The sequence below is a fragment of the Cupriavidus sp. FW216-B1 genome, assembly GCF_058789195.1.
The window spans coordinates 983683-1009065 of record NZ_JBYTEL010000001.1 but is presented as its reverse complement, the minus strand read 5'-3'; the positions used below and the strand labels follow the sequence as shown (position 1 = coordinate 1009065).

Here is a 25383-nt window from a genome sequence, read left to right as displayed (position 1 = left end):
CATGACGGAAACGAACTATCAGACGCAGCGCTTCGCGTACCAGCCGTGCGCCGAGCAGCGCGCGCCGCAGCCCGGCGCCGGCGCGCATCCCGTGCATCCGGTGGCGGTGATCGGGGCCGGCCCGGTCGGCCTCGCCGCGGCGATCGACCTGGCCCAGCAAGGCGTGCCGGTGGTGCTGCTGGACGACGACTGCACGCTGTCCGTGGGCTCGCGCGCGATCTGCTTCGCCAAGCGCACGCTCGACATCTTCGACCGCCTCGGCTGCGGCGCGCGCATGGTGGACAAGGGCGTGAGCTGGAACGTCGGCAAGATCTTCTTCGACGAGGAACTGGTCTATAGCTTCGACCTGCTGCCCGAGGCCGGCCACGCCCGGCCGGCCTTCATCAACCTGCAGCAATACTACGTGGAAGGCTACCTGGTGGAGCGCGCGGCCGAGCTGCCCGGCATTGCCATCCGCTGGCAGCACCGCGTGGCGGGCCTCGCGCAGGATGGCGACGCGGTGACGCTCGACGTGGAAACGCCGGACGGCCGCTACGCCCTGCGGGCGCGCTACGTGGTGGTGGCCGACGGCGCGCGCAGCCCGGTGCGGCAGTGCATGGGCCTGGAAAGCAAGGGACGCACGTTCCGCGACCGCTTCCTGATCGCCGACGTGAAGATGAGCGCGCCGTTCCCGAGCGAGCGCTGGTTCTGGTTCGACCCGCCGTTCAACCGCAACCAGTCGGTGCTGCTGCATCGCCAGCCCGACGATGTCTGGCGCATCGACTTCCAGCTCGGCTGGGATGCCGATCCCGAGCTGGAGAAGCAGCCCGAGCGGGTCATCCCGCGCATCCAGGCGCTGCTGGGCGAGGATGCGGCCTTCACGCTGGAATGGGTCAGCGTCTATACCTTCTCCTGCCAGCGCATGGACCGTTTCCGCCACGGCCGTGTGCTGTTCGCGGGCGACGCCGCGCACCGCGTCTCGCCGTTCGGCGCGCGTGGCGCCAACAGCGGCGTGCAGGACGCGGAGAACCTGGCCTGGAAGCTCGCGCTGGTGCTGGCAGGCCACGCGCCCGATGCGCTGCTCGACAGCTACGCCGGCGAGCGCGAATTCGCCGCCGACGAGAACATCCGCCATTCCACGCGCGCGACCGATTTCATCACGCCCAAGACGCCGGTGAGCCGCGTGTTCCGCGACGCGGCGCTGAGCCTCGCGCGCGACCATGCGTTCGCGCGCCGGCTGGTCAACAGCGGGCGCCTGTCGGTGCCCGCCGTGCTGCATGGCTCGGTGCTCAATACGGCCGACGATGCGGACGCTTGGGGCGCGCCGCCATTCGCCGGCTTCATGGTGCCCGGCGCGCCGTGCGCCGACGCGCCGGTGCGCGAGGGCGGCCGCGACACCTGGCTGCTGCCGCGGCTCGGCAACCGCTTCGCCCTGCTGCTGTTCGTGGGGCCGGCGGGCTTGCCGCCGGCCCTGCTCGATGCCCTGCGCGCGCTCGCCGCCGGCCCCGTGCTGCTGGCGCTGGTCTGCGTGGCCACGCCGGCCGACGCGGCGCAAGGCCCGGTGCTGCCCCCCGGCGCCAGCCTGCTGGAGGATACTCAAGGCTGGCTGGCGCGCCGCTACGATGGCCGGCCCGGCACCGCCTACCTGCTGCGCCCCGACCAGCACGTGTGCGCGCGCTGGCGCGCCTTCGAGCCCGCCCGCGTGCAGGCCGCGCTGCGGCGCGCGCTGGGCTGGTCGGAGGGCGCCGGCGCGGCTGCCGAGGCCGCCGCATGACCCGTTCCGGAGATACGCCGATGCCGCTCAACACCGAACCCAATCTCGCCCGTCCGGACGACTTCTACGAGGCCCTGATCGACATGCACTGCGACCTGTCCGACGCCCAGAGCCAGTCCGCCAACGCGCAACTGATCCTGCTGCTCGCCAACCACATCGGCGACCTTGCCATCCTGCAGGAAGCCATGACGCACGCCCGCGCGGGCGTGCTCGCACGGGCTGGCCGACAGCCCGCCGCCGACCCGGCGGCCGCAGCCTGACGCTGCGCGGCCAGCCATTTCCCGTATCCAGAGGAAAGACCCGAGGAAGACCCAGCCCATGACCCAGACCCAATTGAACGTGGCGGCGCGCCCGCACGAGGCAGCCGCACTGGCCTACCAGTCCGGCTTCGCCAACGAATTCGCCACCGAGGCGCTGCCCGGCGCGCTGCCGGAGGGGCGGAACTCGCCCCAGCGCGCGCCCTACGGCCTCTATGCCGAGCAGCTCTCCGGCACCGCCTTCACCGCGCCGCGCGCGCACAACCGCCGCAGCTGGTGCTACCGCATCCGCCCGGCGGCCATGCACGAGCCGTTCACGCCGCTGGCGCAGACGCGCATCGTCAGCCGCTTCGACGCGGTGCCGCCGTCGCCCAACCAGATGCGCTGGAGCCCGCCGCCGATGCCTTCCGCGCCGACCGACTTCATCGACGGCATCGTCACGATGGCCGGCAACGGCGGCCCCGAGGCCATGAGCGGCTGCGGCATCCACCTGTACCTCGCCAACAAGTCGATGGACGGCCGCTTCTTCTACAACGCCGATGGCGAGATGCTGATCGTGCCGCAGCAGGGCCGGCTGCGGCTGGCCACGGAGATGGGCGTGCTCGAGGTCGAGCCGCAGGAGATCGTGGTGGTGCCGCGCGGCGTGCGCTTCCGCGTGGCGCTGCCGGACGGCGAGGCGCGCGGCTATATCTGCGAGAACTACGGCGCGCTGTTCCGCCTGCCCGACCTCGGCGTGCTCGGCGCCAACGGCCTGGCCAACCCGCGCGATTTCCTCACCCCGCACGCCTGGTACGAGGACCGCGAAGGCGATTTCGAGCTGGTGGCCAAGTTCCAGGGCAACCTGTGGCGCGCGCCGATCCGGCATTCGCCGCTCGACGTGGTGGCCTGGCACGGCAACTACGCGCCCTACAAGTACGACCTGCGCCGCTTCAACACCATCGGCTCGATCAGCTACGACCACCCGGACCCATCGATCTTCCTGGTGCTGCAAAGCCCGTCCGACACCCCGGGCGTGGACACCATCGACTTCGTGATCTTCGGCCCGCGCTGGCTGGCGGCGCAGGACACCTTCCGCCCGCCCTGGTTCCACCGCAACATCGCCAGCGAGTTCATGGGCCTGATCGAAGGCGCCTACGACGCCAAGGCCGACGGCTTCTCGCCCGGCGGCGCCAGCCTGCACAACTGCATGAGCGGCCACGGCCCGGACGCCGAGACCTTCGCCAGGGCCAGCGCGGCGGACACCTCGCAGCCGCATCACATCGGCGATACGATGGCGTTCATGTTCGAGACGCCGGCCGTGATCCGGCCGACGCCCTACGCGGCCGAGTCCGCCCAGCTCCAGCATGACTACTACACCTGCTGGCAAGGCCTGAAGAAGCACTTCGACCCGGCCCGCCGCTGATCCCTCGTCCAGTTTTCCCGGGGCGCCCGCGCAGCCTGGCCGCGCGGGCGCCCCGGCGCATCGCCATTTCCTTCCGGAGCCCCCGATGACCACCATCCCGCATAGCTGGATCGAATCCGCCAACGACGGCGTCACCCATTTCCCGCTGCAGAACCTGCCCTACGGCATCTTTTCCACCACCGGCCAGGGCCCGCGCGCGGGCGTCGCCATCGGCGACTTCATCCTCGACCTCGCCGTGCTCGACGGCGCCGGCCTGCTGCCGCCGGCCGTCAGGGGCGTGTTCGGCGGCGCCACGCTCAATGCCTTCATCGCGCTCGGCAAGCCGGCCTGGACCGAGACCCGCCAGCACCTGACCCGCCTGCTGTCGGCCGGCGACGACACCCTGCGCGGCAAGTCGGCCCTGCACGAGCAGGCGCTGGTGCCGATGGCCTGGGCCACGCTGCACCTGCCGGTGGACATTCCCGGCTACACCGATTTCTATTCCTCGCGCGAGCATGCCACCAACGTCGGCCGCATGTTCCGCGACCCCGACAACGCCTTGCTGCCCAACTGGCTCGAAATCCCCATCGGCTACAACGGCCGCGCCAGCTCGGTGGTGGTCAGCGGCACCGCGCTGCACCGCCCCAAGGGCCAGATCAAGCCGCCCGACGCGCCGCGCCCCGTGTTCGCGGCCTGCCGCAAGCTGGACTACGAACTGGAGATGGCCTTCATCGTCGGCAAGCCCTCGGCGCTGGGCGAAGCCATCAGCACCGCCGACGCGCCCGCGCACATCTTCGGCATGGTGATCCTCAACGACTGGAGCGCGCGCGACATCCAGCAGTGGGAATACGTGCCGCTCGGGCCGTTCAACAGCAAGGGCTTCGGCACCTCGATCTCGCCGTGGGTGGTGACGATGGACGCGCTGGAGCCGTTCCGCCGCGACAATCCCGTCCAGTCGCCCGAGCCGCTGCCGTACCTGCGGCAGCCGCGCGGCAACGCCTACGACATCGCGCTCGAAGTGGCGCTGCGCCCCGAAGGTGCCGAGCACGCCACCACGGTCTGCCGCACCAACTTCAAGGCCATGTACTGGACCGTGGCGCAGCAACTGGCCCATCACACCGTTTCCGGCTGCAACGTGCGCGTGGGCGACCTGATGGGCTCCGGCACCATCAGCGGCACCGCGCCGGACGCCTTCGGCAGCCTGCTGGAGTCAACCCGCAACGGCGCCGAGCCGCTAGCGCTGGACGGCGGCGCCCGGCGCGGTTTCCTCGAGGACGGCGACGAGGTGGTGATGACCGGCTGGTGCCAGGGCGACGGCTACCGCGTGGGCTTCGGCGAGGTGAGCGGCAAGATCCTGCCGGCGAACTGAGCGGCGCGCCGCCGCGGGCTTGCCCGGCCCGGGGGCGGTCCGTCCGCCCGCCATCCTGGCGCCGGGCCGCCCCCGGCGGCAGGCTGCCGGGGGCGCGGAAGCGGGAAGGCGCAGCCTCCGTCCCCCCTCGTTCCGGTGGTTACATTTGCGAACTTTCTTAACGCTCTGGCATCCCCCGCGGCTGTTCCTTTGTGCGAGAATTCGGGCCTGACAAAAAATGCGGGCCAAAGTTCGTCCTGTTTTCCGCGTCACCGATGTATTGCCATTCCGGGGTGCTTGTGGCTGCGGCCCCGTCCCGAGGTCAGTTTGGCAAGCCTTTCGCCGTTAATACGGAAATGCGGACCGCGGTCCCCGGCCATGCCGGGGCCGGGCCCGGAAAAACAGGCGGCGAAAAGCACCCACAAAAGCAGAACTCATCGCCGGCGGGCAGATTGCCGGACAGATGGCAAACAGGAGGCAGCCAGCGGCATCTGCCGGCAACGGGGCGTAACGAAGCGTCAACGAGACGTCAACGGAGCGATATGCGCGCTCCGCGCGTCTGGCGCGGTCGCCGACAGCCACCCCGGGCGGGCGGTGTGCCGGCGGGCCATTTTTTCCACCCAACGCGAACGGCAGGGCAATGGAATTCGGTATTCGCGCATGGGCGGCATGTGCAGCACAACTCGACACGCAGCAAGCCTGGCTGGCCTGGAGCCGCGCGCCCTGGCTGCCGGCCGGCGAAGAACTGCCGGCGCTCGGCTCGATGGCGCCGATGCTGCGCCGGCGCGTGACCGCGCTCGGCCGCGCCGCGCTGCACCCGGCCTACGCCTGCCAGCCGGGCGTGGAGGGCATGCCGGTGATCTTCGCCTCGCGCCACGGCGACACCCTGCGCCCGCTGCAGATGCTCGGCAACCTCGCCGACGGCGAGGCGCTCTCGCCCACCGCGTTCGGCCTGTCCGTGCACAACGCCATCGGCGCGCTGTACTCGATCGACCGCGGCGACCCCGCCAACCTGCAAGCGCTGGCCGCCGGCCGCGACACCGTGGAGGCGGCGGTGGTGGAAGCCTGCGGCCTGCTGGCCGACGGCGCCCCCGAAGTCCTGCTGGTCCAGTACGAGGCGCCGCTGCCGGCGCCCTATGCGGTCTTCGCCGACGAGCCCGAGTGCCTGTTCGGCTGGGCCTGGCGCGTGGCCGGCCCGCGCGCCGGCGAAACCGTGTTCAGCCTGGAGGCGACCGACGCCGTGCCGGCCACGCCGCGGGAGCCGCTGTTGCCCCACGGGCTGGACGTGCTGCGCTTCGTGCTGGCCGGCGACGCCGAACTGCACCATGCCGGCGAGCGCGCCGGCTGGAGGTGGCGGCGTCATGGTTGAGCGTCTGGACCGCGCCTGGCGCGTGTGCGCCACCGGCCTGTGCTTCTCCAGCTTCGGCGTGGGCGGGCTGCTGCTGCGCGTGCTGGTGTTCCCGCTGCTGACGGTGCTGCTGTGGTCGCCGGCCAGCCGCCAGCGGGTCTGCAAGCACGTCGTGCGCCATGCCTTCCGCCTGTTCCTGCTGCTGATGCGCGCGGTCGGCGTGATCCGCTACGAAGTGCTGCACCCCGAGCGGCTGCGGCGCAGCGGCCTGCTGATCGTGGCCAACCATCCCTCGCTGATCGACGTCATCTTCCTGGTCGCGCTGACGCGCCAGGCCGACTGCGTGGTCAAGTCAGGGCTGGCGCGCAACCCGTTTACGCGCGGGCCGGTGCGCGCCACCGGCTACGTCTGCAACGATTCCGGCGCCGGCATGGTGGACGACTGCATCGCCTCGCTGCGCGCGGGCAACAACCTCGTCATCTTTCCCGAAGGCACGCGCACCCCGGCGCGCGGCCCGCTGCGGCTGCAGCGCGGGGCGGCCAACATCGCCGTGCGCGGCGGCTTCGCGCTCACCCCGGTGGTGATCCGCTGCGAGCCGCCCACGCTGGCCAAGGGCGACAAGTGGTACCGCGTGCCGGCGCGCCGGCCGCGCTACGTCATCGACGTGCGCGAGGACGTCGGCGTGGAGCGCTGGGCGCGCCCGGGGCTGGACGACGCGCTGGCCGTGCGGCAACTGACACAATCGCTATCCGAGTTTTTCTCCAGGGAGGTCCGCCGTGAAGGCGCTTGAACACGAAATCAAGGAACTGATCATTTCATCGCTGTCGCTCGAAGATATCGGCCCGGCCGACATCGACGCCGGCGCGCCGCTGTTCATCGACGGCCTGGGCCTGGATTCGATCGACGCGCTCGAACTCGGGCTGGCGCTGCAGAAGCGCTACGGCGTGACCATGAACGGCGACAAGGACGAGATGCGCGAGCGCTTCGCCAGTGTCGCGGCGCTGGCCGCCTTCGTGGCATCGCAGCGCGCCGGCCGGACCCCGGCCTGATTCCGCCCGCCCATCCCGTTAGCCCATCAAGCACAACCGACAAGGGAGCCCCTCATGACCCATGATGAAATCTTTGCGCGGGTGGCCACCGTGCTCGAGGAAACCTTCGAGATCGAGCGCGCGCGCATTCGCCCCGAAGCGCGCCTGTACGAAGACCTGGACATCGACAGCATCGACGCGGTCGACCTGCTGGTCAAGCTCAAGCCCATGCTCAACAAGCCGATCAAGCCCGAGCAGTTCAAGGCGGTGCGCACCGTGCAGGACGTGGTGCAGGCGCTGGCCCTGCTGATCGACTCGCCCGCCACGGCCTGAGCCGCATGCGCTGGCGCAAACTGCTGCTCGGCGTGCTCACGCTGTGCTATCCGGTGGCGATCTACGCCGGCCTGCAATACTGGCCGCCGCGCGTGCTGGCGCTGGCGCTGGTGGCGCTGGCGCTGCTGCGCGCGCTGACCAGCCGCCAGGCCGGCTGGCGCTGGCTGGCGGTGCTGGCCGCCGGGCTGGCCGCGGTGGTGGCGGCCTCCAACCACGCCTTGCCGCTCAAGCTCTACCCGGTGCTGGTCAACGCCGCCATGCTGGCCGTGTTCGGCTGGAGCCTGCGCCATCCGCCCAGCCTGGTCGAGCGGCTGGCGCGCCTGCGCGAGCCGGACCTGCCGCCCGCCGGCGTGGCTTACACGCGGCGCGTGACCCAGGCCTGGTGCGTGTTCTTCGTCTGCAACGGCACGGCGGCGGCGCTTACCGCGGTGCTGGCCAGCGACCGCATCTGGGCGCTCTACAACGGCGGCATCGCCTATGGCCTGATGGGCGCGATGTTCGCCGGCGAATGGCTGGTGCGCCAGCGCGTGATGGCGGGAGGGCGGCATGGCTGAGTGGCTTGGCATCGGCGGCCTGATGGCGGCGCTGCCGGCGCGCGCGCACGTGGTGGCGCATGGCGAGGACGGCAGCCTGGACGCGCCCGCCTTCGTGGCGCGCGCGGCGGCCTGGCGCGAAGCCTTCGCGGCGGCGCCCGGCGCGAGCGTGGCGCTCTACGCCGAATCCACCGCCGAGTTCGCCGCCGCGCTGTTCGGCGCGTGGCATGCCGGCAAGCACGTGGTGCTGCCCGGCGACACGCGCGCCGAGACGCTCGCCGCGCTGGACGGGCACGCCGCGGTCCGCGCCGGCGACCTGCCCGGCGGCATCCGCCCGCGGCAGCACGCGGCCTGCGCCGCGCCCGAATGGCCGCGCCTCGATCCGCGCGCGACGCGGGTGACGATGTTCACCTCCGGCTCCACCGGCGCGCCCGGCGCCATCGTCAAGCACCTGTCGCAACTGGAAGCGGAAGTGCAGGCGCTGCAGGCCGCGTTCGGCGCCGCGGTGCCGGCGCGGGCGCGCGTGCTGGCCACGGTCTCGCACCAGCATATCTACGGCCTGCTGTTCTGCGTGCTGTGGCCGCTGGCCGCGGCGCGCGCCATGCCGGCCGCGCGGCTGGCCTTCCACGAGGAAATCGTGCGCGCCTGCGGCGACGGCGCGCCGGCCGTGCTCGTGACCAGCCCGGCGCACCTGCGGCGCATGCCGCCGGCGCTCGGCTGGGCGCCCGCGCGCACCGCGCTGCACGCGGTGTTCTCGTCGGGCGGCCCGCTGCCGCCCGAGGCCGCGGCCGACGCGCTGCGCCATCTCGGCCACGCGCCCGTCGAAGTGTTCGGCAGCTCCGAGACCGGCGGCATCGCCTGGCGCCAGCGCGCGCGCCACGACGAGCGCTGGACGCCGCTGCCGGGCGTGCAGTGGCGCCTGCAGGACGGATTTCTCGCGGTGCGCTCGGCCCATCTGCCGGACGACGGCTGGCATCTGTGCGCCGACCGCGCGCAGCCGGCCGGCGACGGCGGCTTCGCGCTGGCGGGGCGCGCCGACCGCATCGTCAAGATCGAGGAAAAGCGCGTCTCGCTGACGCAGGTCGAGCAGGCCCTGCAGCAGTCCGCGCTGGTGCGCGAAGCGCGCGTGGTGCTGCTCGAGCTCGACAGCGGCATGCGCCTGGGCGCGGTGGTGGTGCCCAGCGAAGGCGGCGCCGCCATGCTGGCCGGCGCCGGCAGGGCGGCGTTGCTGGCCGCGCTGCGCGCGGATCTCGCGCCCGCCGTGGACGCGCTCGCGCTGCCGCGCCGCTGGAGCTTTGCCGAGGCCTTGCCGTGCAACGCGCAGGGCAAGACCACCGAAGCCATGCTGCGCGACGTGTTCCGCCGCGTGCTGCCGGTGGCGCGCTGGCAACCGTCGCCGGACGCGCTGTCGGCCAGCGCCGAGCTGGAGATCGGCGCGGACCTCGCCGTGTTCGACGGCCATTTCCCGGGCAGCCCGATCGCGCCCGGCGTGGCCCAGGTCGACTGGGTCATGGCGCTGGCGCCCGAGCGCCTGCCGGTGCCGCCGCGCGCGCAGTTCCGCCGCCTCGAGACGCTCAAGTTCCAGGCCGTGATCGTGCCCGGCAGCACCGTGCAACTGGCGCTGACCTGGCAGCCCGAGCGCAATGCGCTGGCGTTCCGCCTCAGTTCGGCGCAGGGCCCGCACGCGAGCGGGCGCATCGTGTTCGGAGACGCGCATGTTTAAGCCGGTGGTGCTGGTGCCGGTCTACAACCACGAGCGCGCCATCGGCGCGATGGTGCAGGCCATCCTGCGGCATCCGCTGCCGTGCCTGCTGGTGGACGACGGCAGCAGCCCCGCGTGCGAGCGCGTGCTGCGCGAGATCGCCGCCGCGCATGCCGGGCGCGTGCACCTGATCCGCCTGCCCGAGAACCAGGGCAAGGGCGGCGCCATCATGACCGGCTTCGAGGAAGCCGCCCGCATGGGCTTCACGCACGCGCTGCAGATCGACGCCGACGGCCAGCACGACGCCGGTTGCATCCCGCAGTTCGCGGCGCTGGCGCAGGCGCGCCCCGAGGCGATGGTCTGCGGCTACCCGGTCTACGACGCATCGGTGCCGCGCGTGCGGCTGCTGGCGCGCTACCTGACCCACGTGTGGGTGTGGATCAACACGCTCTCGCTCGCCATCCGCGATTCGATGTGCGGGCTGCGCGTCTATCCGCTCTGCCCGGTGCTGGCGCTGGTGCGCGAGGTGCGGCTGGGCCGGCGCATGCAGTTCGACACCGAGGTGCTGGTCCACCTGGTCTGGCGCGGCGTGCCGATCGTCAACGTGCCCACCCAGGTCACGTATCCGTCCGACGGCGTCTCGCATTTCCAGGTCTGGCGCGACAACGCGCTGATCTCCACCATGCACGCGCGGCTGTTCTGCGGCATGGTGGCGCGGCTGCCGCGGCTGCTGTGGCGCAAGGTGCGGCCGGCATGAGCGCGCCGCGAGACACCGCGCCGCCGGGCCGCATGGCGCGCCACTGGAGCCAGATCCGCGAGTCCACCTGCGTGTGGGGCGTGTGGTGCCTGTACGGGCTCTACCGCCTGTGCGGCCGCGCGCTGTTCCGCGCCGTGCTGTACCCGGTCGTGACCTATTACTGGCTGGCCAGGCCGCTCGCGCGCCGCGCCTCGCTCGACTACCTGCGGCGCGTGCAGGCCGCCACCGGCGCGGTGCTGCCGGCCGGCGCCACGCCGGGCCTGCGCCACAGCCTGCGCCACCTGTTCTCGTTCGCCGACACGCTGCTCGACAAGCTGCTGGCCATCGGCGGCGGCTACCGCTACGGCAACGTGCGGCGCGAAGGCGCCGAGGTGATGCTGCGGCAGATCGCCAGCGGCCAGGGCGGCATCATCGTGACCGCGCACATGGGCTGCCTGGAGTTGTGCCGCGTGCTGGCCAACCAGCGCCAGGGCCTGCGCCTGACGGTGCTGGTGCATACCGCGCACGCGGCGCAGTTCAACCGCATCCTGTCGCGGCTCGATCCGCGCTCGGGGCTGCAACTGTTCCAGGTCGACGACATCTCGCCGGCCACCGCGCTGCAACTGGCCGAGAAGGTGCGCGCCGGCGAGTTCGTCGCCATCGCCGGCGACCGCGTGCCGGTGCACGGCGGCCGCACCGTGACGGTGCCGTTCTTCGGCGCGCCGGCGCGCTTCCCGGTCGGCCCCTACGTGCTGGCCGCGCTGATGGAATGCCCGCTGTTCGCGATGGGCTGCGTGCGTTCGGGCGACGGCCACCTGCTGCGCTTCACCGAACTGGCGCGCGAGGTGCGCCTGCCGCGCGCGCGGCGCGAGGCTGTCCTGAGCGGCCACGCCGCGGACTATGCGCAATGGCTGTCGCGGCTGCTCGCCGAGTCGCCCTACGACTGGTTCAACTTCTACGATTTCTGGGGGCAGGGCGGCGGCGTGGCCGAGGCCGCGCGCGCCGGCGCGCCGCATGCGCCGAACGCACCAAACGCACCAAACGCACCAGGCGCGGCACCGGCGCCGCGCGGCGACTGACGTCCCGCCCCCATCACGCAACCGCCATGTCTCCAGACCTCAGCCACGAGATCACGCTCAGCCCCGCCTTCCACGACCTCGACCCGATGAACGTGGTGTGGCACGGCAACTACGTGCGCTATTTCGAGCAGGCGCGCTGCGCGCTGCTCGAGCGTTTCCATTACGACTACCCGGCCATGCGCGACTCCGGCTACGCCTGGCCGGTGGTGGACATGCGCGTGAAGTACGTCGGCCCGCTGACCTACGGCCAGCCCTTCGTCATCCGCGCCACCATCGTCGAGTGGGAGAACCGCCTGAAGATCGACTATCTGGTGCGCGACGCCGCCACCGGCCGGCGCCTGACCAAGGGCTACACCATCCAGGTGGCGGTGGACATGCGCAGCGCCGAGATGTGCTACGTGTGCCCGCCGGTGCTGTGGGAGCGGCTCGGCTTGCCGGCCGCGCCGGACGGGGAGGGCCAGGCATGAAGCGCCGCGCCTTCCTGCTGGCCCTGTGCGGCGCCATGCTGACCGCCCCGCGCCTGGCCGGCGCGGCCGCCCCCGATCTGCTGGCCGCGGTGGCCGCGCGCCTGTCCGACGCGCCGGTGATCCACGGCCGCTTCGAGCAGACCCGCCGCCTGTCCGGCTTCGCCAACCCGCTGGTGTCGCGCGGCGACTTCGTGCTGGCGCGCGAGCGCGGCGTGGTGTGGAGCACGCGCGAGCCGTTCGCCTCCAGCCTGCTGGTGACGCCGGAGCGGCTGGTCATGCGCGGCGCCGACGGGCGCGTGCAGCAGCAGATGCAGGCCGACGCCCAGCCCGCCATGCGCGTGGTCGGCGAATCGGTGATCGCGGTGCTGCGCGGCGACCTGCAGACCCTGTCGGCGCGCTTCGAGGTGGCCGGCAAGCTGGCCGGCAAGAACGGCTGGTCGCTCACGCTCACGCCGCGCGACGCCGCCATGCGCCGCGTGTTCGCGCGCATCGAGCTGGCCGGCGACCGCTTCGTGCGCGACGTGCGCCTGGAGGAAGCGGGCGGCGACAGCACCCACGTCAAGCTGATCGACCCGAGCGCGGCCACCCGGCTGGCCGCCGACGAGGAGCCGCGCTTTGAGTAATGCCAGCAACGCCAGCATGGCCACCGGCAAGCCCCTGCGCGGCCTCAGCCCCCTGGAGCGGGTGCTGGCCGTGGGCTGGCTGCTGCTGGTGATCGCGCTGGCGGCGCACCAGTTGCAGTTCTGGCGCGCCTCGCGGCTCGACACCGACGTGATGGCGCTGCTGCCCACCAGCCAGCGCACCGCCACCGCCGACCGCGTGCTGCGCCGGCTGGCCGATGGCGTCTCGCGCGAGATCGTGGTGCTGGTCGGCGCGCCGGACTGGCCCGCCGCGCGCGCCGCGGCGCAGCGCTTCAGCGCCGCGACGCAGCCGCGGGCCAGCCTGCTGCAGCCGGTGGACCGCATCGCCAGCTTCGACCTGGACGCGGCGCTGGCCTTCTACCGGCCCTACCGCGACCGGCTGCTGACCGACGGCCAGCGCGCTATGCTCGGCCACGCCGACGCGGACGCGCTGGCCCGGCAGGCGCTGACCCGTCTCTACCAGCTTTCCACCGGCCCGCGCCTGACCGGCTGGGCCGCCGACCCGCTCGGCCTGTGGCAGGACTGGTGGCTGTCGCGCGCGGCCATGACGCGCGTGCACGAGCGCGACGGCCTGGCCGCCCTCAGCGCCGAGGGCAAGGAATGGGTGCTGCTGACCTACCGCATCAGCAAGCCCGCGTTCTCCGTGAGCGGCGACACCGATTACGCCGACCTGCTCAGGCTCGCCACGCGCGCGGCGCAGCAGGGCGGCGGCGTGCAGGTGGTGGCGGCCGGCATCCCGCTGCACGCGGAAGCGGCCGCCGCGCAGGCCAGCGTGGAGATGAACGTGATCGGCTGGGGCTCGCTGGTGGCGGTGCTGCTGCTGGTGTGGCTGGCCTTCCGCTCGCTGCGCCCGATCGTCCTGGTCGGGCTGTCGCTGCTGGTGGGCACGGCGGCGGCGGTGTCCGTCACGGCGCTGGTGTTCGAGCGCGTGCACCTGATCACGCTGGTGTTCGGCGCCAGCCTGGTGGGCGTGGCGGAGGACTACGGCATCCATTATTTCGTCTCGCGCCAGGCCAGCCCGGGCGCCACGCCGCCGCAGGTGATGCGCCGGCTGCTGCCGGGCATGGCGCTGGCGCTGTCGACCAGCGCGGTGGCCTATCTCGCGCTCGGCATCGCGCCGTTCCCGGGGCTGCGCCAGATGGCGCTGTTCTCGGCGGTGGGGCTGGTGGCGGCGTTCCTGACCGTGGTGTTCTGGTTCCCGCTGCTCGACCGCGGCCAGTTGCGCCAGACCCGCCTGTCGTCCTGGCTGACCGCCAGCCTGGCGCGCTGGCCGCGCGTGGGCGCGGAGCGCCGCTCGCTGCTGCTGCTCGGGCTGCTGGCGCTGTTCGTGGTGCCGGGCCTGTGGCAGGTCCGCGTGGCCGACGACGTGCGCCAGCTGCAAAGCTCGCCGCCGGCGCTGATCGAGGCGCAGCGCGCCGCCGGGCGGCTGCTCGGCACGCCCAGCCCGGCGCAGTTCCTGCTGGTGCGCGGCGCCACGCCGGACCAGGTGCTGGCGCGCGAGGAACAGATCAAGCAGGCGCTGGCCGGCGTGGTCGCGCGCGGCGGGCTGGACGGCTTCGTGGCGATTTCCGACTGGGTGCCCTCGGCCGCGCGCCAGCGCGCCGACGCGGCCCTGGCCGACGGCCTGGAAGGCGCCGTGCGCGAGCGCGTGGCGCGCGCGGTCGGCGGCGCCGTGGGCGCGGCCGGCGCGGCGCCGGCCGGGCAGGTGCTGACCTTGCCGGCGTGGCTGGCCGCGCCGGTTTCGGACACGCTGCGCCACCTGTGGCTGGACCGCGAAGGCGACGGCTACGCCAGCGTCATGCTGCTGCGCGGCCTCGACAAGCCGGCCACGCTGGCGCTGATCGAGGCCGCCGCGGCCACCGTGCCGGGCGTGGAGTGGGTCGACCGCGTGGCCGACCTGTCCGCGCTGCTCAAGCATTACCGCGTGCTGATGACGTGGCTGCTGGCCGCCGGCGCCGCCGCGGTGGCGCTGCTGCTGGCGTGGCGCTACGGCCGCGGCGCGTGGCGCGCGCTGGTGCCCACGCTGCTGGCGGCGCTGTTCAGCGTGGCGCTGCTGGGCTGGCTGCACGTGCCGCTGCAATTGTTCTCGGTGCTGGCGCTGGCGCTGCTGCTGGGCGTGGGGGTGGACTACGGCATCTTCCTGCTCGAGCATCCCGGCGACGGCGAATCATGGACGGCGATCGTGCTCGGCGCGGCCAGCACGCTGCTGGCGTTCGGCCTGCTCGCGCTGTCGTCCACGCCGGCGCTGCATGCGTTCGGCATGACCATGCTGTCCGGCGTGGGCGCGGTGTGGCTGCTGTCGCCGTGGTTCCGGCCGCGTGCCGCGCCGCACGGCGGCAGGTAGGGAACAGGCGGGAACGGGAAGCGGCAAGAAGCAGCAAGCAGGAAAGAAGCGGGAAAGAAGCAGGAAAACAGACCAACGAGATCGACAAGATCCAACCACAGGAACAGGGTTACGAATGCATACCGAACAGGTGGACGTCCTTATCATCGGCGCGGGGCCGGCCGGCTCCGTGGCCGCGGGCCTGCTGCGCAAGCGCGGCATCGGCGTGCTGGTGCTGGAGAAGGAAACCTTCCCGCGCTTCTCGATCGGCGAGAGCCTGCTGCCGCAGAGCATGGCGTATATCGAGGAGGCCGGCATGCTGCAGGCCGTGGTGGAGGCGGGCTTCCAGTACAAGAACGGCGCGGCCTTCGCGCGCGGCGAGCGCTACACCGAATTCGATTTCCGCGACAAGTTCTCCGCCGGCTGGGGCACCACCTACCAGGTCCAGCGCGCGCGCTTCGACGACGTGCTGATCCGCGAGGCGCAGAAGCAGGGCGCCGAGGTCCGCTTCCGCCACCAGGTCACGGCGGTGGACGTCGAGGGCGAGCAGCCCCGCGTCACCGTGCGCGGCGCCGACGGCAACGTCTACGGCGTGCAGGCGCGCTTCCTGCTGGACGCCTCCGGCTTCGGCCGCGTGCTGCCGCGCCTGCTGGACCTGGAGTCGCCGTCCAACTTCCCGGTGCGCAGCGCCATCTTCACGCATGTGGAAGACCGCATCCCGCCCGGCACCTCCGACCGCAACAAGATCCGCATCGGCGTGCATCCCGAGCACGTGGACGTGTGGTACTGGACCATCCCGTTCTCGGACGGGCGCTGCTCGCAGGGCGTGGTGGCGGAAAAGCGCTTCCTCGACCAGTACGGCGGCACCGAGACCGAGCGCCTCCAGGCGCTGGTCGGCGAAGAGCCGGGCCTGGCGAAGCTGCTGGCCAACGCCGCGTGGGACACCCCGGCGCGGCAGATCGTCGGCTACTCGGCCAACGTCAAGTCGTTGTGGGGCAAGGGCTACGCGCTGCTCGGCAACGCCGGCGAGTTCCTCGACCCGGTGTTCTCGTCGGGCGTGACCATCGCCTTCAAGTCGGCCAGCCTCGCCACCGCCTGCCTGGCGCGCCAGTTCGCCGGCGAGGCGGTGGACTGGCAGGCCGAATACGGCACGCCGCTCAAGCACGGCGTGGACTGCTTCCGCACCTTCGTCGAGGCGTGGTACGAGGGCAGCTTCCAGAAGCTGATCTTCCACCCCGACGCCACGCCGGACATCCGCCGCATGATCTCGGCCATCCTGGCCGGTTATGCGTGGGACCGCGGCAACCCGTTCGTGACCGAATCGCGCCGCCGCCTGGCCGTGCTGGAGCAGCTTTGCGCGTGACCGTTTTCCGCTTTGCGCCACGCATGGCCGCCGCGCCGCTGGCCGCCGCGGCCGTGCTGCTGGCGGGCTGCGCCGCGCCCGGCCCGGTGCCGCCGGCCGGCATCGAGGCCGCCGGCCGCGCGCCGGTGCCGCTGCTGCGCCTGCCGCCGGCCTCGCTGGGCCGCGCGCTGATGCTGCAACAGCAGATCACGGTGACGTACCGCACGCCGCGCGGCGAGGAGCACCGCGAGATCCAGGCCCTGCTCGAAGCGGACGCCGCCCACACGCGGCTGGCCGCGCTGGCCGGCGGCCAGGTGCTGGCGCGGCTGGACTGGGACGGGCGCGACCTGCGCGTGGCGCGCTCGCCGTGGGCGCCGGCCGAACTGGTGCCGGAGCGTATCCTGAGCGAGATGCAGTTGTCGCTGTGGCCGGTGGCGGCGATCGCGGCGGCCTTGCCGCCCGGCTGGCGGCTCGACGCCGTGGCCGGCCGCCGCGTGCTGCGCGCGGGCGGCGAGACGGTGGCCGAGATCCGCTACCCGGACGCGCAGACCATCGAGTTCGAGCAGTACCGCGACGGCTACCGGCTGACCATCCGCACGCTGCCGGCGGCCACGCAAGGAGGGCCGGAATGAACGATGTCTTTATCCATGCACTTGGCGTCACCTGCGCGCTCGGCGACGGCGCGGACGCCGTGCGCGCCGCGCTCTGGCGCACCGACGCCGCGCCCGGCGGCGAAGTCACCGAGCGCTACAGCGCGGGCCGGCCGCTGCACCTCGGCACGGTCGATGCCGCGCTGGCGCTGCCGCAAGGCACGCCGCTGGTGCACCGCACGCGCAACAACGCGCTGCTGCATCACGCCGCGCTGCAATGCCTGCCGCAGCTGCAGGCGGCCATCGCCCGCTTCGGCCCGGCGCGCGTGGCGGTGGTGATGGGCACCAGCACCTCGGGCATCGCCGAGGGCGGCGAGGCGGTCGACGCGCGCAGCGTCGGCGGCGCGTGGCCCGAGGGCTTTCACTACGGGCAGCAGGAGCTGGGCTCGCCGGCGCAGTTCCTGGCCGGCGCGCTGGGCGTGACCGGGGTGGCGTATACGTTGTCCACGGCCTGCTCGTCGAGCGCCAAGGCGCTGGCCGCGGCGGCGCGGCTGCTGCGCAGCGGCGCCGCCGACGCGGTCATCGCGGGCGGCGCCGACACCTTGTGCGCGTTTACCGTGGCCGGCTTCAGCGCACTGGATTCGGTCTCGGCCGCGCGCTGCAACCCGCTGTCGGTCAACCGCGCCGGCATCAATCTGGGCGAGGGCGCCGCGCTCTTCCTGCTCTCGCGCGAGGCGGGCGAAGTGCGGCTGGCCGGCTGGGGCGAGACCTCCGACGCGCACCACATGTCGGCGCCCGATCCCAGCGGCGCCGGCGCGCAGGCCGCCATGCGGCAGGCGCTGGCGCGCGCCGGCCTCGCCGCCGGCGACATCGACTACCTCAACCTGCACGGCACCGCCACGCCGCAGAACGACGCGATGGAGGCGCTGGCCTGCGCCGCGCTGTTCGGCGAGCGCGTGCCGCTGAGCTCGACCAAGCCGATGACCGGCCACGCGCTCGGCGCCGCCGGCGCCATCGAGGCCGCGCTGATGTGGCTGACGCTGGCCGGCAACCCGCGGGGCCGCCTGCCCGCGCACTGGTGGGACGGCGCCGCCGACCCGGCGTTGCCGCCGCTGCGCGTGGTGGCGCCCGGCGAGGCGCTGGGCCGCGCGCCGCGCTACGTGATGAGCAATTCCTTCGCGTTCGGCGGCAGCAACAGCGCCGTGATCCTGGGGGCGGGCTGAGCATGAGCGAGACCATCGCAAGCCGCCGCGCCGCCTTCCCCGGCCTGCCGCCGATTGCCGACTTGGTGCCGCATGCCGGCGCCATGCGCCTGCTCGACGAGCTGCTCGGCGCCGACGAGGAGCGCGCGGTGGCGCGCGCCACGGTGCGCGCCACGCAACTGTTCGTCGACGAGGCCGGCATGCCGGGCTGGGTCGGCATCGAGTACATGGCGCAGACCATCGCCGCCTGGGCCGGCGCGCGCGACTGGCGCGCGGGCCGCGAGCCGGGCATCGGCTTCCTGCTCGGCTCGCGCCGCTACGAGTGCGACGTGCCGGCGTTCCCGGTGGGCAGCGTGCTGACCGTGCAGGTCAGCGCCGAGCTGATCGGCGACAACGGCCTGGGCATGTTCGCCTGCGCGCTGTCGCTCGACGGCCGCGAAGTGGCGCGCGCCAACGTTTCCGTTTTCCAGCCCGCCGACGCGCGGGCGTTCTTGCAAGGACAACAACCATGACGAACCGGACCGTGCTCGTCACAGGGTCATCGCGCGGCATCGGCCGCGCCATCGCGCTGCGCCTGGCGCGCGAGGGCTGCGATGTGGTGGTGCATTGCCGCGCGCGGCGCGAAGAGGCCGAATCGGTCGCCGACGCGGTGCGCGCGCTCGGCCGCGGCGCGCGCGTGCTGTGCTTCGACGTGCGCCAGCGCGAGCAGGCCGCCGCCGCGCTGCTGGCCGACATCGAGGCGCACGGCTGCTACTACGGCGTGGTGTGCAACGCCGGCATCGCGCGCGATGCCGCCTTCCCGGCCATGACCGGCGAGGAGTGGGACGAGGTGATCCACACCAACCTCGACGCCTTCTACAACGTGCTCAATCCCGTGGTGATGCCGATGGTGCAGCGGCGCAAGCCGGGCCGCATCGTCACGCTGTCCTCGGTCTCCGGGCTGGTGGGCAACCGCGGGCAGGCCAACTACAGCGCGGCCAAGGCCGGCATCATCGGCGCCACCAAGGCGCTGGCCATCGAGCTGGCCAAGCGCAACATCACCGTCAACTGCGTGGCGCCGGGCCTGATCGACACCGAGATGGTGGAGCCGCACGTGCTGGAGGAAGCGCTGCGCATGATCCCGGCGCGCCGCATGGGCACGCCGGACGAGGTGGCCGCCACGGTGGCCTTCCTGATGTCCGCCGACGCCGGCTACATCACGCGCCAGGTGATCTCGGTCAACGGGGGGATGTTCGGATGAAGCGCGTCGTCGTTACCGGAACCGGCGCGGTCAGCGCGCTGGGCAATGACTGGGGCACCGTGCGCGAGCGCCTGGCGCAGGGCCGCAACGCCGTCGTGCACATGCCCGGCTGGCAGGAATACAAGGGCCTGAACACGCAGCTGGCGGCGCCCGTGCCGCCGTTCGCGCTGCCCGCGCACTACACGCGCAAGGCCACGCGCGCGATGGGGCGCGTGGCCGTGATGTCGGTGCTGGCCAGCGAGGCCGCGCTGCGGCAGGCGGGCCTGCTCGGCGATCCGCTGGTCACCGGCGGCAGGCTCGGCATCGCCTACGGCTCGTCGACCGGCACGCCGGCGGCGGTGGCCGACTTCGGCCGCATGATGAACGAGCGCACCACCGAGGGCATCAGCGCCACCACCTACATCCGCATGATGCCGCACACCACGGCGGTCAACATCGGCGTGTTCTTCGGCATCACCGGGCGCATCATCACCACCTCCAGCGCCTGCACCTCGGGCAGCCAGGGCATCGGCTACGCCTACGAGGCCATCCGCAGCGGGCGCCAGGTGGCGATGCTGGCCGGCGGCGCGGAGGAGCTCGACCCGACCGAGGCCGCGGTGTTCGACACGCTGTTCGCCACCAGCACCTGCAACGACGCGCCCCACACCACGCCGCGCCCGTTCGACAGCGAGCGCGACGGCCTGGTGCTGGGCGAGGGCGCCGGCACGCTGCTGCTGGAGGAGCTGGAGCACGCGCAGGCGCGCGGCGCGCGCATCCTGGCGGAGCTGGTCGGCTTCGGCACCAACAGCGACGGCGCGCACGTGACCCAGCCCCAGGCCGGCACGATGGCGCAGGCCATGCGCCTGGCGCTCGAGGACGCCGGGGTGGCGCCGTCGGCCATCGGCTACGTCAATGCCCACGGCACCGCCACCGACCAGGGCGACATCGCCGAGTCGCACGCCACCGCGGAAGTGCTGGGCGGCGCGGTGCCGGTCAGCTCGCTCAAGAGCTACCTGGGCCATACGCTGGGCGCGTGCGGCGCGCTGGAAGCGTGGATGACCATCGAGATGATGCGCGAGGGCTGGTTCGCGCCCACCATCAACCTGGCCACGCCGGACCCGCGCTGCGCGCCGCTCGACCACATCATGGGCGCGGGCCGCCGGCTCGATATCGACTACGCCATGAGCAACAATTTCGCGTTCGGCGGCATCAACACCTCGCTGGTGTTCCGCCGCTGGCGCGGGTAGCCGGACCCGGGCGGCTCCCCGGCGGGGCCGCCCGCGTTTTTTCCTGATCGACAAAACCAACAAAGGAAGGTCAATGAAGCACGCTCTCCCGATCCTGGCCGCGACCGCCGCGGTTGCCATGCTGCTGTCCACGCCCGCCGCGGCGCGCGACACCAGGTACATGCTGCCGTTCAAGGATGTGCTGGACATGCCCGAGGCGCAGGAAAAGCTCGACGGTTCGGTCAAGTTCTTCCTGGCCGGCCAGGGCAAGCCCAAGGTGCTCGAAAGCAAGGAGGAGGACGTGTCCAACCGCAAGACCAACAGCTTCGGCAAGAGCGACGAGGAAGCCTGCCGCTGGGCCGCGCTGTCGGCGCTGATCGCGTTCCAGGACAAGGCCAGGTCGCTCGGCGTCAACGCCGTGGTCAACGTGGTGAGCTACTACAAGAAGACCGAGGTCGCCAGCGCGACCGAGTACGAATGCCACGCCGGCGCCGTGGTGGCCGGCGTCGCGCTCAAGGGCACCTACGCCCGCGTCGCCGCCCGGTGACGGGCGACGCCGCCCGCGGCTGAAGCGCGCCATGCCGCCAATCGTGCAACCTGGGGCAGTCCACGTGCGGGTGGCGGACGTGGACGCCACGGCGGCGCTGGCGCCGCCGCCCGCGCGCTGGATGAGCGCGCAGGAGGCGCGCCGGCTCGGCGAGCTGCGCGCCGGCCCGCGCGCCGCGCAGTTCGTGGCCGGGCGCTGGCTGGCGCGCGCGCTGCTGGCGCAGGCCTGCGGCGGCGCCTGGCAGGACTGGTCGCTCGACGCCGCGCCGGACGGCCCGCCGCGCGCCAGCGGGCCGGTGCCCGCGCATGTCTCGATTTCCCATTCCGGCGGCCTGGTCGCCTGCGCCGCGGGCCATGCGCCGCTCGGGCTCGACCTCGAGTGCGTGCGTCCGCGCCGCGGCCTCGACGCCCTGATCGGGGCGGTCAGCAGCGCCGCCGAGCGCGCCGCCATGCCGGCCCTGCTCGCCGCCGACGAGGCCGCGCGGCTGGCCGCGTTCTTCGAACTCTGGACCCTCAAGGAAGCCTGGCTCAAGCGCGCCGGCGGCGCCCTGTTCCAGACCATGCTGGGCCACGCGGTGGCCGTTTCTCCGGCTGTGTCTCCGGCCGTCTCTGCGGCCATCTCGCCGGACGGCGGCGCCGGCCATGCCGCCAACGCCTGCACCTGGCAGCACGGCGGCGCCATGCTGGCGCTGTGCGCCGGGCCGCCGCCCGCGCTCGCCGGCGCCTTGCCGGCGGGCCTGCGCTACTGGCGCCTCGCCGCCGCGCAAGCGGCCTGACCGTCACGCCGCCGGCAGGGCCGCCGCAGTGGCGTCGGCGACCTTCCTACATCCGGATCGCGTGCCTTCGGGTAGACTGGGCAGTGCGAGCGCCCTCCGCCCATGCAACCGGCTCACCGAGATTCCCGGATTCCCGACTACGCGAGGAGAATGTCCCCCATGCATGCAGTCCCGTTGCTTGACAGCAGTGCCAACGATAGCCCTGCCGAAGCGCCCCTTCGCGACCTGCGCCGCGTCGCGATCCACCCCGATCACTGGTATCCGCTGGCCTGGTCGCGCGAAGTCAAGCGCGGCAAGGCGCACGGCGTGCGTTTCGCCGGCGAGCCCATCGTGCTGGTGCGCACGGAGTCCGGCTCCGTGTTCGCGCTCGAAGACCGCTGCGCGCACCGGCAGGTGCCGCTGCACGAAGGCGTGGTGGCCGGCGAATCGATTCGCTGCTGCTATCACGGCTGGACCTACGATTGCACCGGCAGCTGCATCGACGTGCCCTACCTGGGCCGCGAGCGCCTGCCCAACGGCGTGCGCGCCTATCCGTGCCGCGAGGCCGAGGGCCTGATCTTCGTCTTCCCGGGCAGCGCCGTGCTGGCCGACGAGACCCCGCTGCCCGCGCTCGGCTCGGTCGCCGACAAGGCCTACAAGACCCGCCGCTTCGGCCGCGAGGTCAAGTGCCACTACTCGTTCATGCACGAGAACCTGATGGACATGAACCACCAGTTCCTGCACCGCCGCCAGATGGGGCAGATGCGCGCGCGCTCGCTGGGCCGCCGGCGCGGCGACGGCTGGGTCGAGGTGGACTACACCTTCTCGCGCGAGGAAGGCAAGCAGCCGGTGGGCGAGGCGCTGGTGTTCGGCAGCGGCAAGGGCGGCGGCCAGAACAACAAGGACGTGATGACGGTGCGCACCAGCTATCCCTACCAGACGCTGCAGATCCGCACCGCGGAAGGCACGCTGGTGATGGACCTGTGGATCGTCTACGTGCCGCTCGACGCCGAGCAGCGCACCAACCGCACCTTCGGCCTGCTGTCGATCAAGAAGCCGGGCATTCCCGGCGCGCTGGACCTGGCCTGGCCGCTGCTGGTCTGGTTTACCGAGCGCATCTTCAAGGAAGACCGCGAGATCGTCGAGATGGAGCAGGCCGCGCACGATGCCCAGGGCGCCGACTGGAACCACGAGGTGTTCCCGGTCATCAACGAGCTGCGCGACCTGTTGCGCCAGAACGGCGGGGCGGAGACGCCGCGCGCGGCCTGATCCCGGGCGCTACTTGGAGAAGCGGTTGCGCTCGTCGCGCTCCAGCGTGGAGCAGGCGGTGCGCAGCATGGCCGAGAAGCGCGTGAGCGCCGGCTCGATGCGGTAGGCCGGGCCGGCGATCGAAATCCCGTAGCACTCGCCCGACAGCCGCACCGGCCACGCCAGCGCGCCCACGTCGGGCAGCGACTCGCCCAGGTTGACGAAGCAGCCGCGCTCGGCCGACGCCTTCAGCTCGGCCTCGAGCTGGGCCGCGTCGGCCACCGTGCGCGGCGTGAAGCGCTCGAAGCCCAGTTGCGCGATCAGCGCGCGGCGCTCGTCCTCGGGCATCGCCGACAGCAGCGCCTTGCCGATCGAGTTGGCATGCAGGTCGCGCCGCTCGCCCGCGGTGGCGATGTAGCGGATGGCGTGCGGGGACTCCAGCACGTCCAGGTACACCACCCATTTCCCTTCGTGCAGCTTGCCGATCACCACCGTCTCGCCGGTGGCGGCGCGCAGCTCGTTCATGGTGCCGTGCACGCGGTCCAGCACCGGGTCGTGCCGCGCGATCTGCTGGGCCATCGCCAGCAGGCGCCCGGTCGGGTAATAGCCCTGGCGGCGCCCGGTCTCGTAGAGATAGCCCAGCGAGGTGAGGGTGCGGATCAGCGCCAGGCAGCTCGACGCCGGCACCGCCAGCAGCCGGGCCAGCTCCGAGAGCGAGAGCGCGCGGCGCTCGCGCGCGAACGTTTCGATGATCTCGAGCACGCGCAGCGCCGTCTTCACGTTCATCGGCGGCGCCTTGTTGTCGTTGGCGGTCATGGCGTTGCCCGGTGCGCGCGCCGGGCGGGTCGGAAAAGAAGCGCTAATCATAGTGCATCGGCCGGCCATGCGCGGCCACGGCCGGCGTGCCGTTACTGGGTGGCGGCCGGCGCCGCGCCCGTGCCGGCGGTTCCCGGCAGGCTGGTGTGCAGGCCGCCGCCATCCTGGCTCGCGCCGCTGGTTGCCGGGCTGCTGGTTCCGCTGCCGGCTCCGCCGTTCGCGCCATCCGCGGCGCCGTCCTGCGAACGCTGGCGGCCGCGTCCGCGGCCGCGCATGCCGCCACCGCCGCCGCCCACGGGCGCGGCATGGTTCTGCCGCAGTTCCTGGTTGATGCTGTCCACCGTGCGCGGCCCCGGCGTCATGCGCGCGAAGTTGCTGTTGATCGCGTTGATGGCCTCGTCGCCGGTGGCGGGCGAGCCCTGGGCGAACACGGCGGCCGGCAGCGACAGCGCGGCCGTCAGGCAGATCAGTCGGAGCGGTTGGGCGATGCGGGTCATGGCGGTCCTCCGGGGCGGGCTGGCAAGCGATCCGGCGGATGCTAGCAGCGCGCGCGGACGCGCCGCAACGTCGGCAACGTAGCGTTGCGTTTCAGCGCGCGCCGGCGTGTTTCAACGTATTACGCAGGCGGCGCCAGCTGCCCTTGCGCCGCTAGAGCTGCGCCGCGTGGTGCCGGATGTGATCCTCGATGAAGGTCGAGATGAAGTAGTAGCCGTGATCGTAGCCCGCGTGGCGGCGCAGCGTGAGCGGCTGGCCGGCGGCGGCGCAGGCGGCCTCCAGCGCTTCCGGGTGAAGCTGCTCGGCGAGGAATTTGTCGGCCAGGCCCTGGTCGACCAGGATGCCGCCCGGGAAGGGCGCCGTGCCCTGGCGCGACATCAGCGCCGCGGCATCGTACTGCGCCCAGGCCGCGCGGTCGTCGCCGAGGTAGCGGCTGAAGGCCTTCTCGCCCCACGGGCAGCGCGTGGGCGCGGCGATCGGCGCGAACGCGGACACCGAGCGGAAGCGCTGTGGATGGCGCTGCGCCAGCACCAGCGCGCCGTGCCCGCCCATCGAGTGGCCGAACACGCCGACGCGCCGCGGGTCGGCTGGCAGTTCGCCGGTGACGATGCCGAACAGTTCCTGCGTGACGTAGCTCTCCATGCGCCAGTAGCGGCTCCACGGCGCCTGCGTGGCGTCGAGGTAGAAGCCCGCGCCGGCGCCGAAGTCCCACGACTCGGTCTCGCCGGCGATGCCGGTGTCGCGCGGGCTGGTGTCGGGCGCCACCAGGATCAGGCCGTGCTCGGCGGCGAAGCGCTGTGCGCCGGCCTTGATCATGAAGGTTTCCTCGGTGCAGGTCAGGCCCGCGAGGTAGAACAGCGCGGGCAGGCGCCGCGCCGGCGCGGCCAGCGCCGCCGCCGGCAGGAACACCGAGAAGCGCATCGGCAGGCCGATGGCCTGCGAGGCATGCCGGTAGAAGCGCTGCACGCCGCCGAAGCAGCCGTGCTCCGAGAGCAGTTCGAGCGTGCTCATGGCC

Annotated in this window: 27 protein-coding genes; 24 read left to right on the top strand and 3 right to left on the bottom strand. The window is 72.6% G+C overall.

Features of this window, described 5'->3' with window-relative positions; all coding sequences use genetic code 11:
* Window position 1: 1 nt before the first annotated feature.
* The 24 genes from AC3WXD_RS04370 (at window position 2) to AC3WXD_RS04255 (ending at window position 23078) form a co-directional block, all read left to right on the top strand.
* Entirely contained in the window at window positions 2-1753 is a 1752-nt protein-coding gene (locus tag AC3WXD_RS04370) for an FAD-dependent oxidoreductase (protein ID WP_492323123.1), read from the top strand.
* Between the two features lie 20 nt (window positions 1754-1773).
* A complete protein-coding gene (locus tag AC3WXD_RS04365) occupies window positions 1774-2013 on the top strand; it encodes a DUF2783 domain-containing protein (RefSeq protein WP_454733369.1) in 240 nt (79 codons plus the stop codon).
* 58 nt (window positions 2014-2071) lie between these two features.
* The gene (gene hmgA / locus AC3WXD_RS04360) at window positions 2072-3412 is read left to right on the top strand and encodes a homogentisate 1,2-dioxygenase (protein ID WP_492323122.1); all 1341 of its coding nucleotides are present in this window, start codon (window positions 2072-2074) and stop codon (window positions 3410-3412) included.
* Between the two features lie 85 nt (window positions 3413-3497).
* Window positions 3498-4760 carry a fumarylacetoacetase gene (fahA, locus tag AC3WXD_RS04355; protein WP_020201151.1) on the top strand — a complete coding sequence of 421 codons (1263 nt, stop codon included), beginning with the start codon at window positions 3498-3500 and terminating at the stop codon, window positions 4758-4760.
* Window positions 4761-5379: 619 nt separating this feature from the next.
* The gene (locus AC3WXD_RS04350; RefSeq protein WP_492323121.1) at window positions 5380-6108 is read left to right on the top strand and encodes a beta-ketoacyl synthase chain length factor; all 729 of its coding nucleotides are present in this window, start codon (window positions 5380-5382) and stop codon (window positions 6106-6108) included.
* A complete protein-coding gene (locus AC3WXD_RS04345; protein ID WP_492323120.1) occupies window positions 6101-6877 on the top strand; it encodes a lysophospholipid acyltransferase family protein in 777 nt (258 codons plus the stop codon). The genes AC3WXD_RS04350 and AC3WXD_RS04345 overlap by 8 nt, the downstream gene beginning before the upstream one ends.
* Entirely contained in the window at window positions 6864-7136 is a 273-nt protein-coding gene (locus tag AC3WXD_RS04340; protein WP_020201154.1) for a phosphopantetheine-binding protein, read from the top strand. Before AC3WXD_RS04345 ends, AC3WXD_RS04340 begins: the two co-directional genes overlap by 14 nt.
* Before the next feature lie 54 nt (window positions 7137-7190).
* Window positions 7191-7448: an acyl carrier protein gene (locus AC3WXD_RS04335; RefSeq protein WP_020201155.1), complete on the top strand. Its 258-nt coding sequence runs from the start codon at window positions 7191-7193 to the stop codon at window positions 7446-7448.
* A 5-nt stretch (window positions 7449-7453) separates the two neighbouring features.
* Entirely contained in the window at window positions 7454-8002 is a 549-nt protein-coding gene (locus AC3WXD_RS04330; protein ID WP_059411563.1) for a COG4648 family protein, read from the top strand.
* On the top strand, window positions 7995-9704 hold the full coding sequence (locus AC3WXD_RS04325) for an ApeI family dehydratase (RefSeq protein WP_492323119.1): 1710 nt from the start codon (window positions 7995-7997) through the stop codon (window positions 9702-9704). Before AC3WXD_RS04330 ends, AC3WXD_RS04325 begins: the two co-directional genes overlap by 8 nt.
* Window positions 9697-10440 (top strand): glycosyltransferase family 2 protein, encoded by a 744-nt coding sequence (locus AC3WXD_RS04320; RefSeq protein ID WP_492323118.1) that lies wholly within the window; start codon window positions 9697-9699, stop codon window positions 10438-10440. The genes AC3WXD_RS04325 and AC3WXD_RS04320 overlap by 8 nt, the downstream gene beginning before the upstream one ends.
* Window positions 10437-11498 carry a lysophospholipid acyltransferase family protein gene (locus AC3WXD_RS04315; RefSeq protein ID WP_492323117.1) on the top strand — a complete coding sequence of 354 codons (1062 nt, stop codon included), beginning with the start codon at window positions 10437-10439 and terminating at the stop codon, window positions 11496-11498. Before AC3WXD_RS04320 ends, AC3WXD_RS04315 begins: the two co-directional genes overlap by 4 nt.
* 26 nt (window positions 11499-11524) lie before the next feature.
* The gene (locus tag AC3WXD_RS04310) at window positions 11525-11965 is read left to right on the top strand and encodes an acyl-CoA thioesterase (protein WP_492323116.1); all 441 of its coding nucleotides are present in this window, start codon (window positions 11525-11527) and stop codon (window positions 11963-11965) included.
* A complete protein-coding gene (locus tag AC3WXD_RS04305) occupies window positions 11962-12588 on the top strand; it encodes a LolA family protein (protein ID WP_492323115.1) in 627 nt (208 codons plus the stop codon). Before AC3WXD_RS04310 ends, AC3WXD_RS04305 begins: the two co-directional genes overlap by 4 nt.
* Window positions 12581-14950, top strand: coding sequence for an MMPL family transporter (locus tag AC3WXD_RS04300; RefSeq protein ID WP_492323114.1), 2370 nt, complete (start codon window positions 12581-12583; stop codon window positions 14948-14950). The genes AC3WXD_RS04305 and AC3WXD_RS04300 overlap by 8 nt, the downstream gene beginning before the upstream one ends.
* Window positions 14951-15065: 115 nt before the next feature.
* Window positions 15066-16292, top strand: a complete 1227-nt coding sequence (locus tag AC3WXD_RS04295; RefSeq protein WP_492323113.1) for an NAD(P)/FAD-dependent oxidoreductase — start codon at window positions 15066-15068, stop codon at window positions 16290-16292.
* Window positions 16289-16903: a DUF3261 domain-containing protein gene (locus AC3WXD_RS04290; protein WP_454733362.1), complete on the top strand. Its 615-nt coding sequence runs from the start codon at window positions 16289-16291 to the stop codon at window positions 16901-16903. Before AC3WXD_RS04295 ends, AC3WXD_RS04290 begins: the two co-directional genes overlap by 4 nt.
* Complete coding sequence (locus AC3WXD_RS04285; RefSeq protein ID WP_020202870.1) at window positions 16900-18084, top strand: beta-ketoacyl-ACP synthase; 1185 nt, start codon at window positions 16900-16902, stop codon at window positions 18082-18084. Before AC3WXD_RS04290 ends, AC3WXD_RS04285 begins: the two co-directional genes overlap by 4 nt.
* 2 nt (window positions 18085-18086) lie before the next feature.
* Entirely contained in the window at window positions 18087-18575 is a 489-nt protein-coding gene (locus AC3WXD_RS04280) for a hotdog family protein (RefSeq protein WP_020202869.1), read from the top strand.
* The gene (gene fabG / locus AC3WXD_RS04275; RefSeq protein ID WP_020202868.1) at window positions 18572-19303 is read left to right on the top strand and encodes a 3-oxoacyl-ACP reductase FabG; all 732 of its coding nucleotides are present in this window, start codon (window positions 18572-18574) and stop codon (window positions 19301-19303) included. Before AC3WXD_RS04280 ends, fabG begins: the two co-directional genes overlap by 4 nt.
* Window positions 19300-20529 carry a beta-ketoacyl-ACP synthase gene (locus AC3WXD_RS04270; RefSeq protein ID WP_492323112.1) on the top strand — a complete coding sequence of 410 codons (1230 nt, stop codon included), beginning with the start codon at window positions 19300-19302 and terminating at the stop codon, window positions 20527-20529. Before fabG ends, AC3WXD_RS04270 begins: the two co-directional genes overlap by 4 nt.
* A 73-nt stretch (window positions 20530-20602) precedes the next feature.
* Window positions 20603-21055 carry a hypothetical protein gene (locus AC3WXD_RS04265; protein WP_020202866.1) on the top strand — a complete coding sequence of 151 codons (453 nt, stop codon included), beginning with the start codon at window positions 20603-20605 and terminating at the stop codon, window positions 21053-21055.
* 31 nt (window positions 21056-21086) lie between these two features.
* On the top strand, window positions 21087-21830 hold the full coding sequence (locus tag AC3WXD_RS04260; protein ID WP_492323111.1) for a 4'-phosphopantetheinyl transferase family protein: 744 nt from the start codon (window positions 21087-21089) through the stop codon (window positions 21828-21830).
* A gap of 159 nt (window positions 21831-21989) precedes the next feature.
* Window positions 21990-23078, top strand: a complete 1089-nt coding sequence (locus AC3WXD_RS04255) for a Rieske 2Fe-2S domain-containing protein (protein WP_029043577.1) — start codon at window positions 21990-21992, stop codon at window positions 23076-23078.
* 9 nt (window positions 23079-23087) lie between these two features.
* On the opposite strand, the gene AC3WXD_RS04250 is transcribed toward AC3WXD_RS04255, so the two are convergent.
* The 3 genes from AC3WXD_RS04250 to fghA form a co-directional block, all read right to left on the bottom strand.
* Complete coding sequence (locus tag AC3WXD_RS04250) at window positions 23088-23843, bottom strand: IclR family transcriptional regulator (RefSeq protein ID WP_029043576.1); 756 nt, start codon at window positions 23841-23843, stop codon at window positions 23088-23090.
* Window positions 23844-23965: 122 nt separating this feature from the next.
* Window positions 23966-24370 carry a hypothetical protein gene (locus AC3WXD_RS04245; protein WP_492323110.1) on the bottom strand — a complete coding sequence of 135 codons (405 nt, stop codon included), beginning with the start codon at window positions 24368-24370 and terminating at the stop codon, window positions 23966-23968.
* 151 nt (window positions 24371-24521) lie between these two features.
* Window positions 24522-25379: an S-formylglutathione hydrolase gene (gene fghA, locus AC3WXD_RS04240; RefSeq protein WP_492323109.1), complete on the bottom strand. Its 858-nt coding sequence runs from the start codon at window positions 25377-25379 to the stop codon at window positions 24522-24524.
* Window positions 25380-25383: the final 4 nt, after the last annotated feature.

Bases quoted from the DNA above. Each gene is read 5' to 3' on its own strand.
- AC3WXD_RS04370 (WP_492323123.1), top strand. From the start codon at position 2: ATGACGGAAACGAACTATCAGACGCAGCGCTTCGCGTACCAGCCGTGC.
- AC3WXD_RS04365 (WP_454733369.1), top strand. From the start codon at position 1,774: ATGCCGCTCAACACCGAACCCAATCTCGCCCGTCCGGACGACTTCTAC.
- hmgA (WP_492323122.1), top strand. From the start codon at position 2,072: ATGACCCAGACCCAATTGAACGTGGCGGCGCGCCCGCACGAGGCAGCC.
- fahA (WP_020201151.1), top strand. From the start codon at position 3,498: ATGACCACCATCCCGCATAGCTGGATCGAATCCGCCAACGACGGCGTC.
- AC3WXD_RS04350 (WP_492323121.1), top strand. From the start codon at position 5,380: ATGGAATTCGGTATTCGCGCATGGGCGGCATGTGCAGCACAACTCGAC.
- AC3WXD_RS04345 (WP_492323120.1), top strand. From the start codon at position 6,101: ATGGTTGAGCGTCTGGACCGCGCCTGGCGCGTGTGCGCCACCGGCCTG.
- AC3WXD_RS04335 (WP_020201155.1), top strand. From the start codon at position 7,191: ATGACCCATGATGAAATCTTTGCGCGGGTGGCCACCGTGCTCGAGGAA.
- AC3WXD_RS04330 (WP_059411563.1), top strand. From the start codon at position 7,454: ATGCGCTGGCGCAAACTGCTGCTCGGCGTGCTCACGCTGTGCTATCCG.
- AC3WXD_RS04325 (WP_492323119.1), top strand. From the start codon at position 7,995: ATGGCTGAGTGGCTTGGCATCGGCGGCCTGATGGCGGCGCTGCCGGCG.
- AC3WXD_RS04320 (WP_492323118.1), top strand. From the start codon at position 9,697: ATGTTTAAGCCGGTGGTGCTGGTGCCGGTCTACAACCACGAGCGCGCC.
- AC3WXD_RS04315 (WP_492323117.1), top strand. From the start codon at position 10,437: ATGAGCGCGCCGCGAGACACCGCGCCGCCGGGCCGCATGGCGCGCCAC.
- AC3WXD_RS04310 (WP_492323116.1), top strand. From the start codon at position 11,525: ATGTCTCCAGACCTCAGCCACGAGATCACGCTCAGCCCCGCCTTCCAC.
- AC3WXD_RS04305 (WP_492323115.1), top strand. From the start codon at position 11,962: ATGAAGCGCCGCGCCTTCCTGCTGGCCCTGTGCGGCGCCATGCTGACC.
- AC3WXD_RS04295 (WP_492323113.1), top strand. From the start codon at position 15,066: ATGCATACCGAACAGGTGGACGTCCTTATCATCGGCGCGGGGCCGGCC.
- AC3WXD_RS04285 (WP_020202870.1), top strand. From the start codon at position 16,900: ATGAACGATGTCTTTATCCATGCACTTGGCGTCACCTGCGCGCTCGGC.
- AC3WXD_RS04280 (WP_020202869.1), top strand. From the start codon at position 18,087: ATGAGCGAGACCATCGCAAGCCGCCGCGCCGCCTTCCCCGGCCTGCCG.
- fabG (WP_020202868.1), top strand. From the start codon at position 18,572: ATGACGAACCGGACCGTGCTCGTCACAGGGTCATCGCGCGGCATCGGC.
- AC3WXD_RS04270 (WP_492323112.1), top strand. From the start codon at position 19,300: ATGAAGCGCGTCGTCGTTACCGGAACCGGCGCGGTCAGCGCGCTGGGC.
- AC3WXD_RS04265 (WP_020202866.1), top strand. From the start codon at position 20,603: ATGAAGCACGCTCTCCCGATCCTGGCCGCGACCGCCGCGGTTGCCATG.
- AC3WXD_RS04260 (WP_492323111.1), top strand. From the start codon at position 21,087: ATGCCGCCAATCGTGCAACCTGGGGCAGTCCACGTGCGGGTGGCGGAC.
- AC3WXD_RS04255 (WP_029043577.1), top strand. From the start codon at position 21,990: ATGCATGCAGTCCCGTTGCTTGACAGCAGTGCCAACGATAGCCCTGCC.
- AC3WXD_RS04250 (WP_029043576.1), bottom strand. From the start codon at position 23,843: ATGAACGTGAAGACGGCGCTGCGCGTGCTCGAGATCATCGAAACGTTC.
- AC3WXD_RS04245 (WP_492323110.1), bottom strand. From the start codon at position 24,370: ATGACCCGCATCGCCCAACCGCTCCGACTGATCTGCCTGACGGCCGCG.
- fghA (WP_492323109.1), bottom strand. From the start codon at position 25,379: ATGAGCACGCTCGAACTGCTCTCGGAGCACGGCTGCTTCGGCGGCGTG.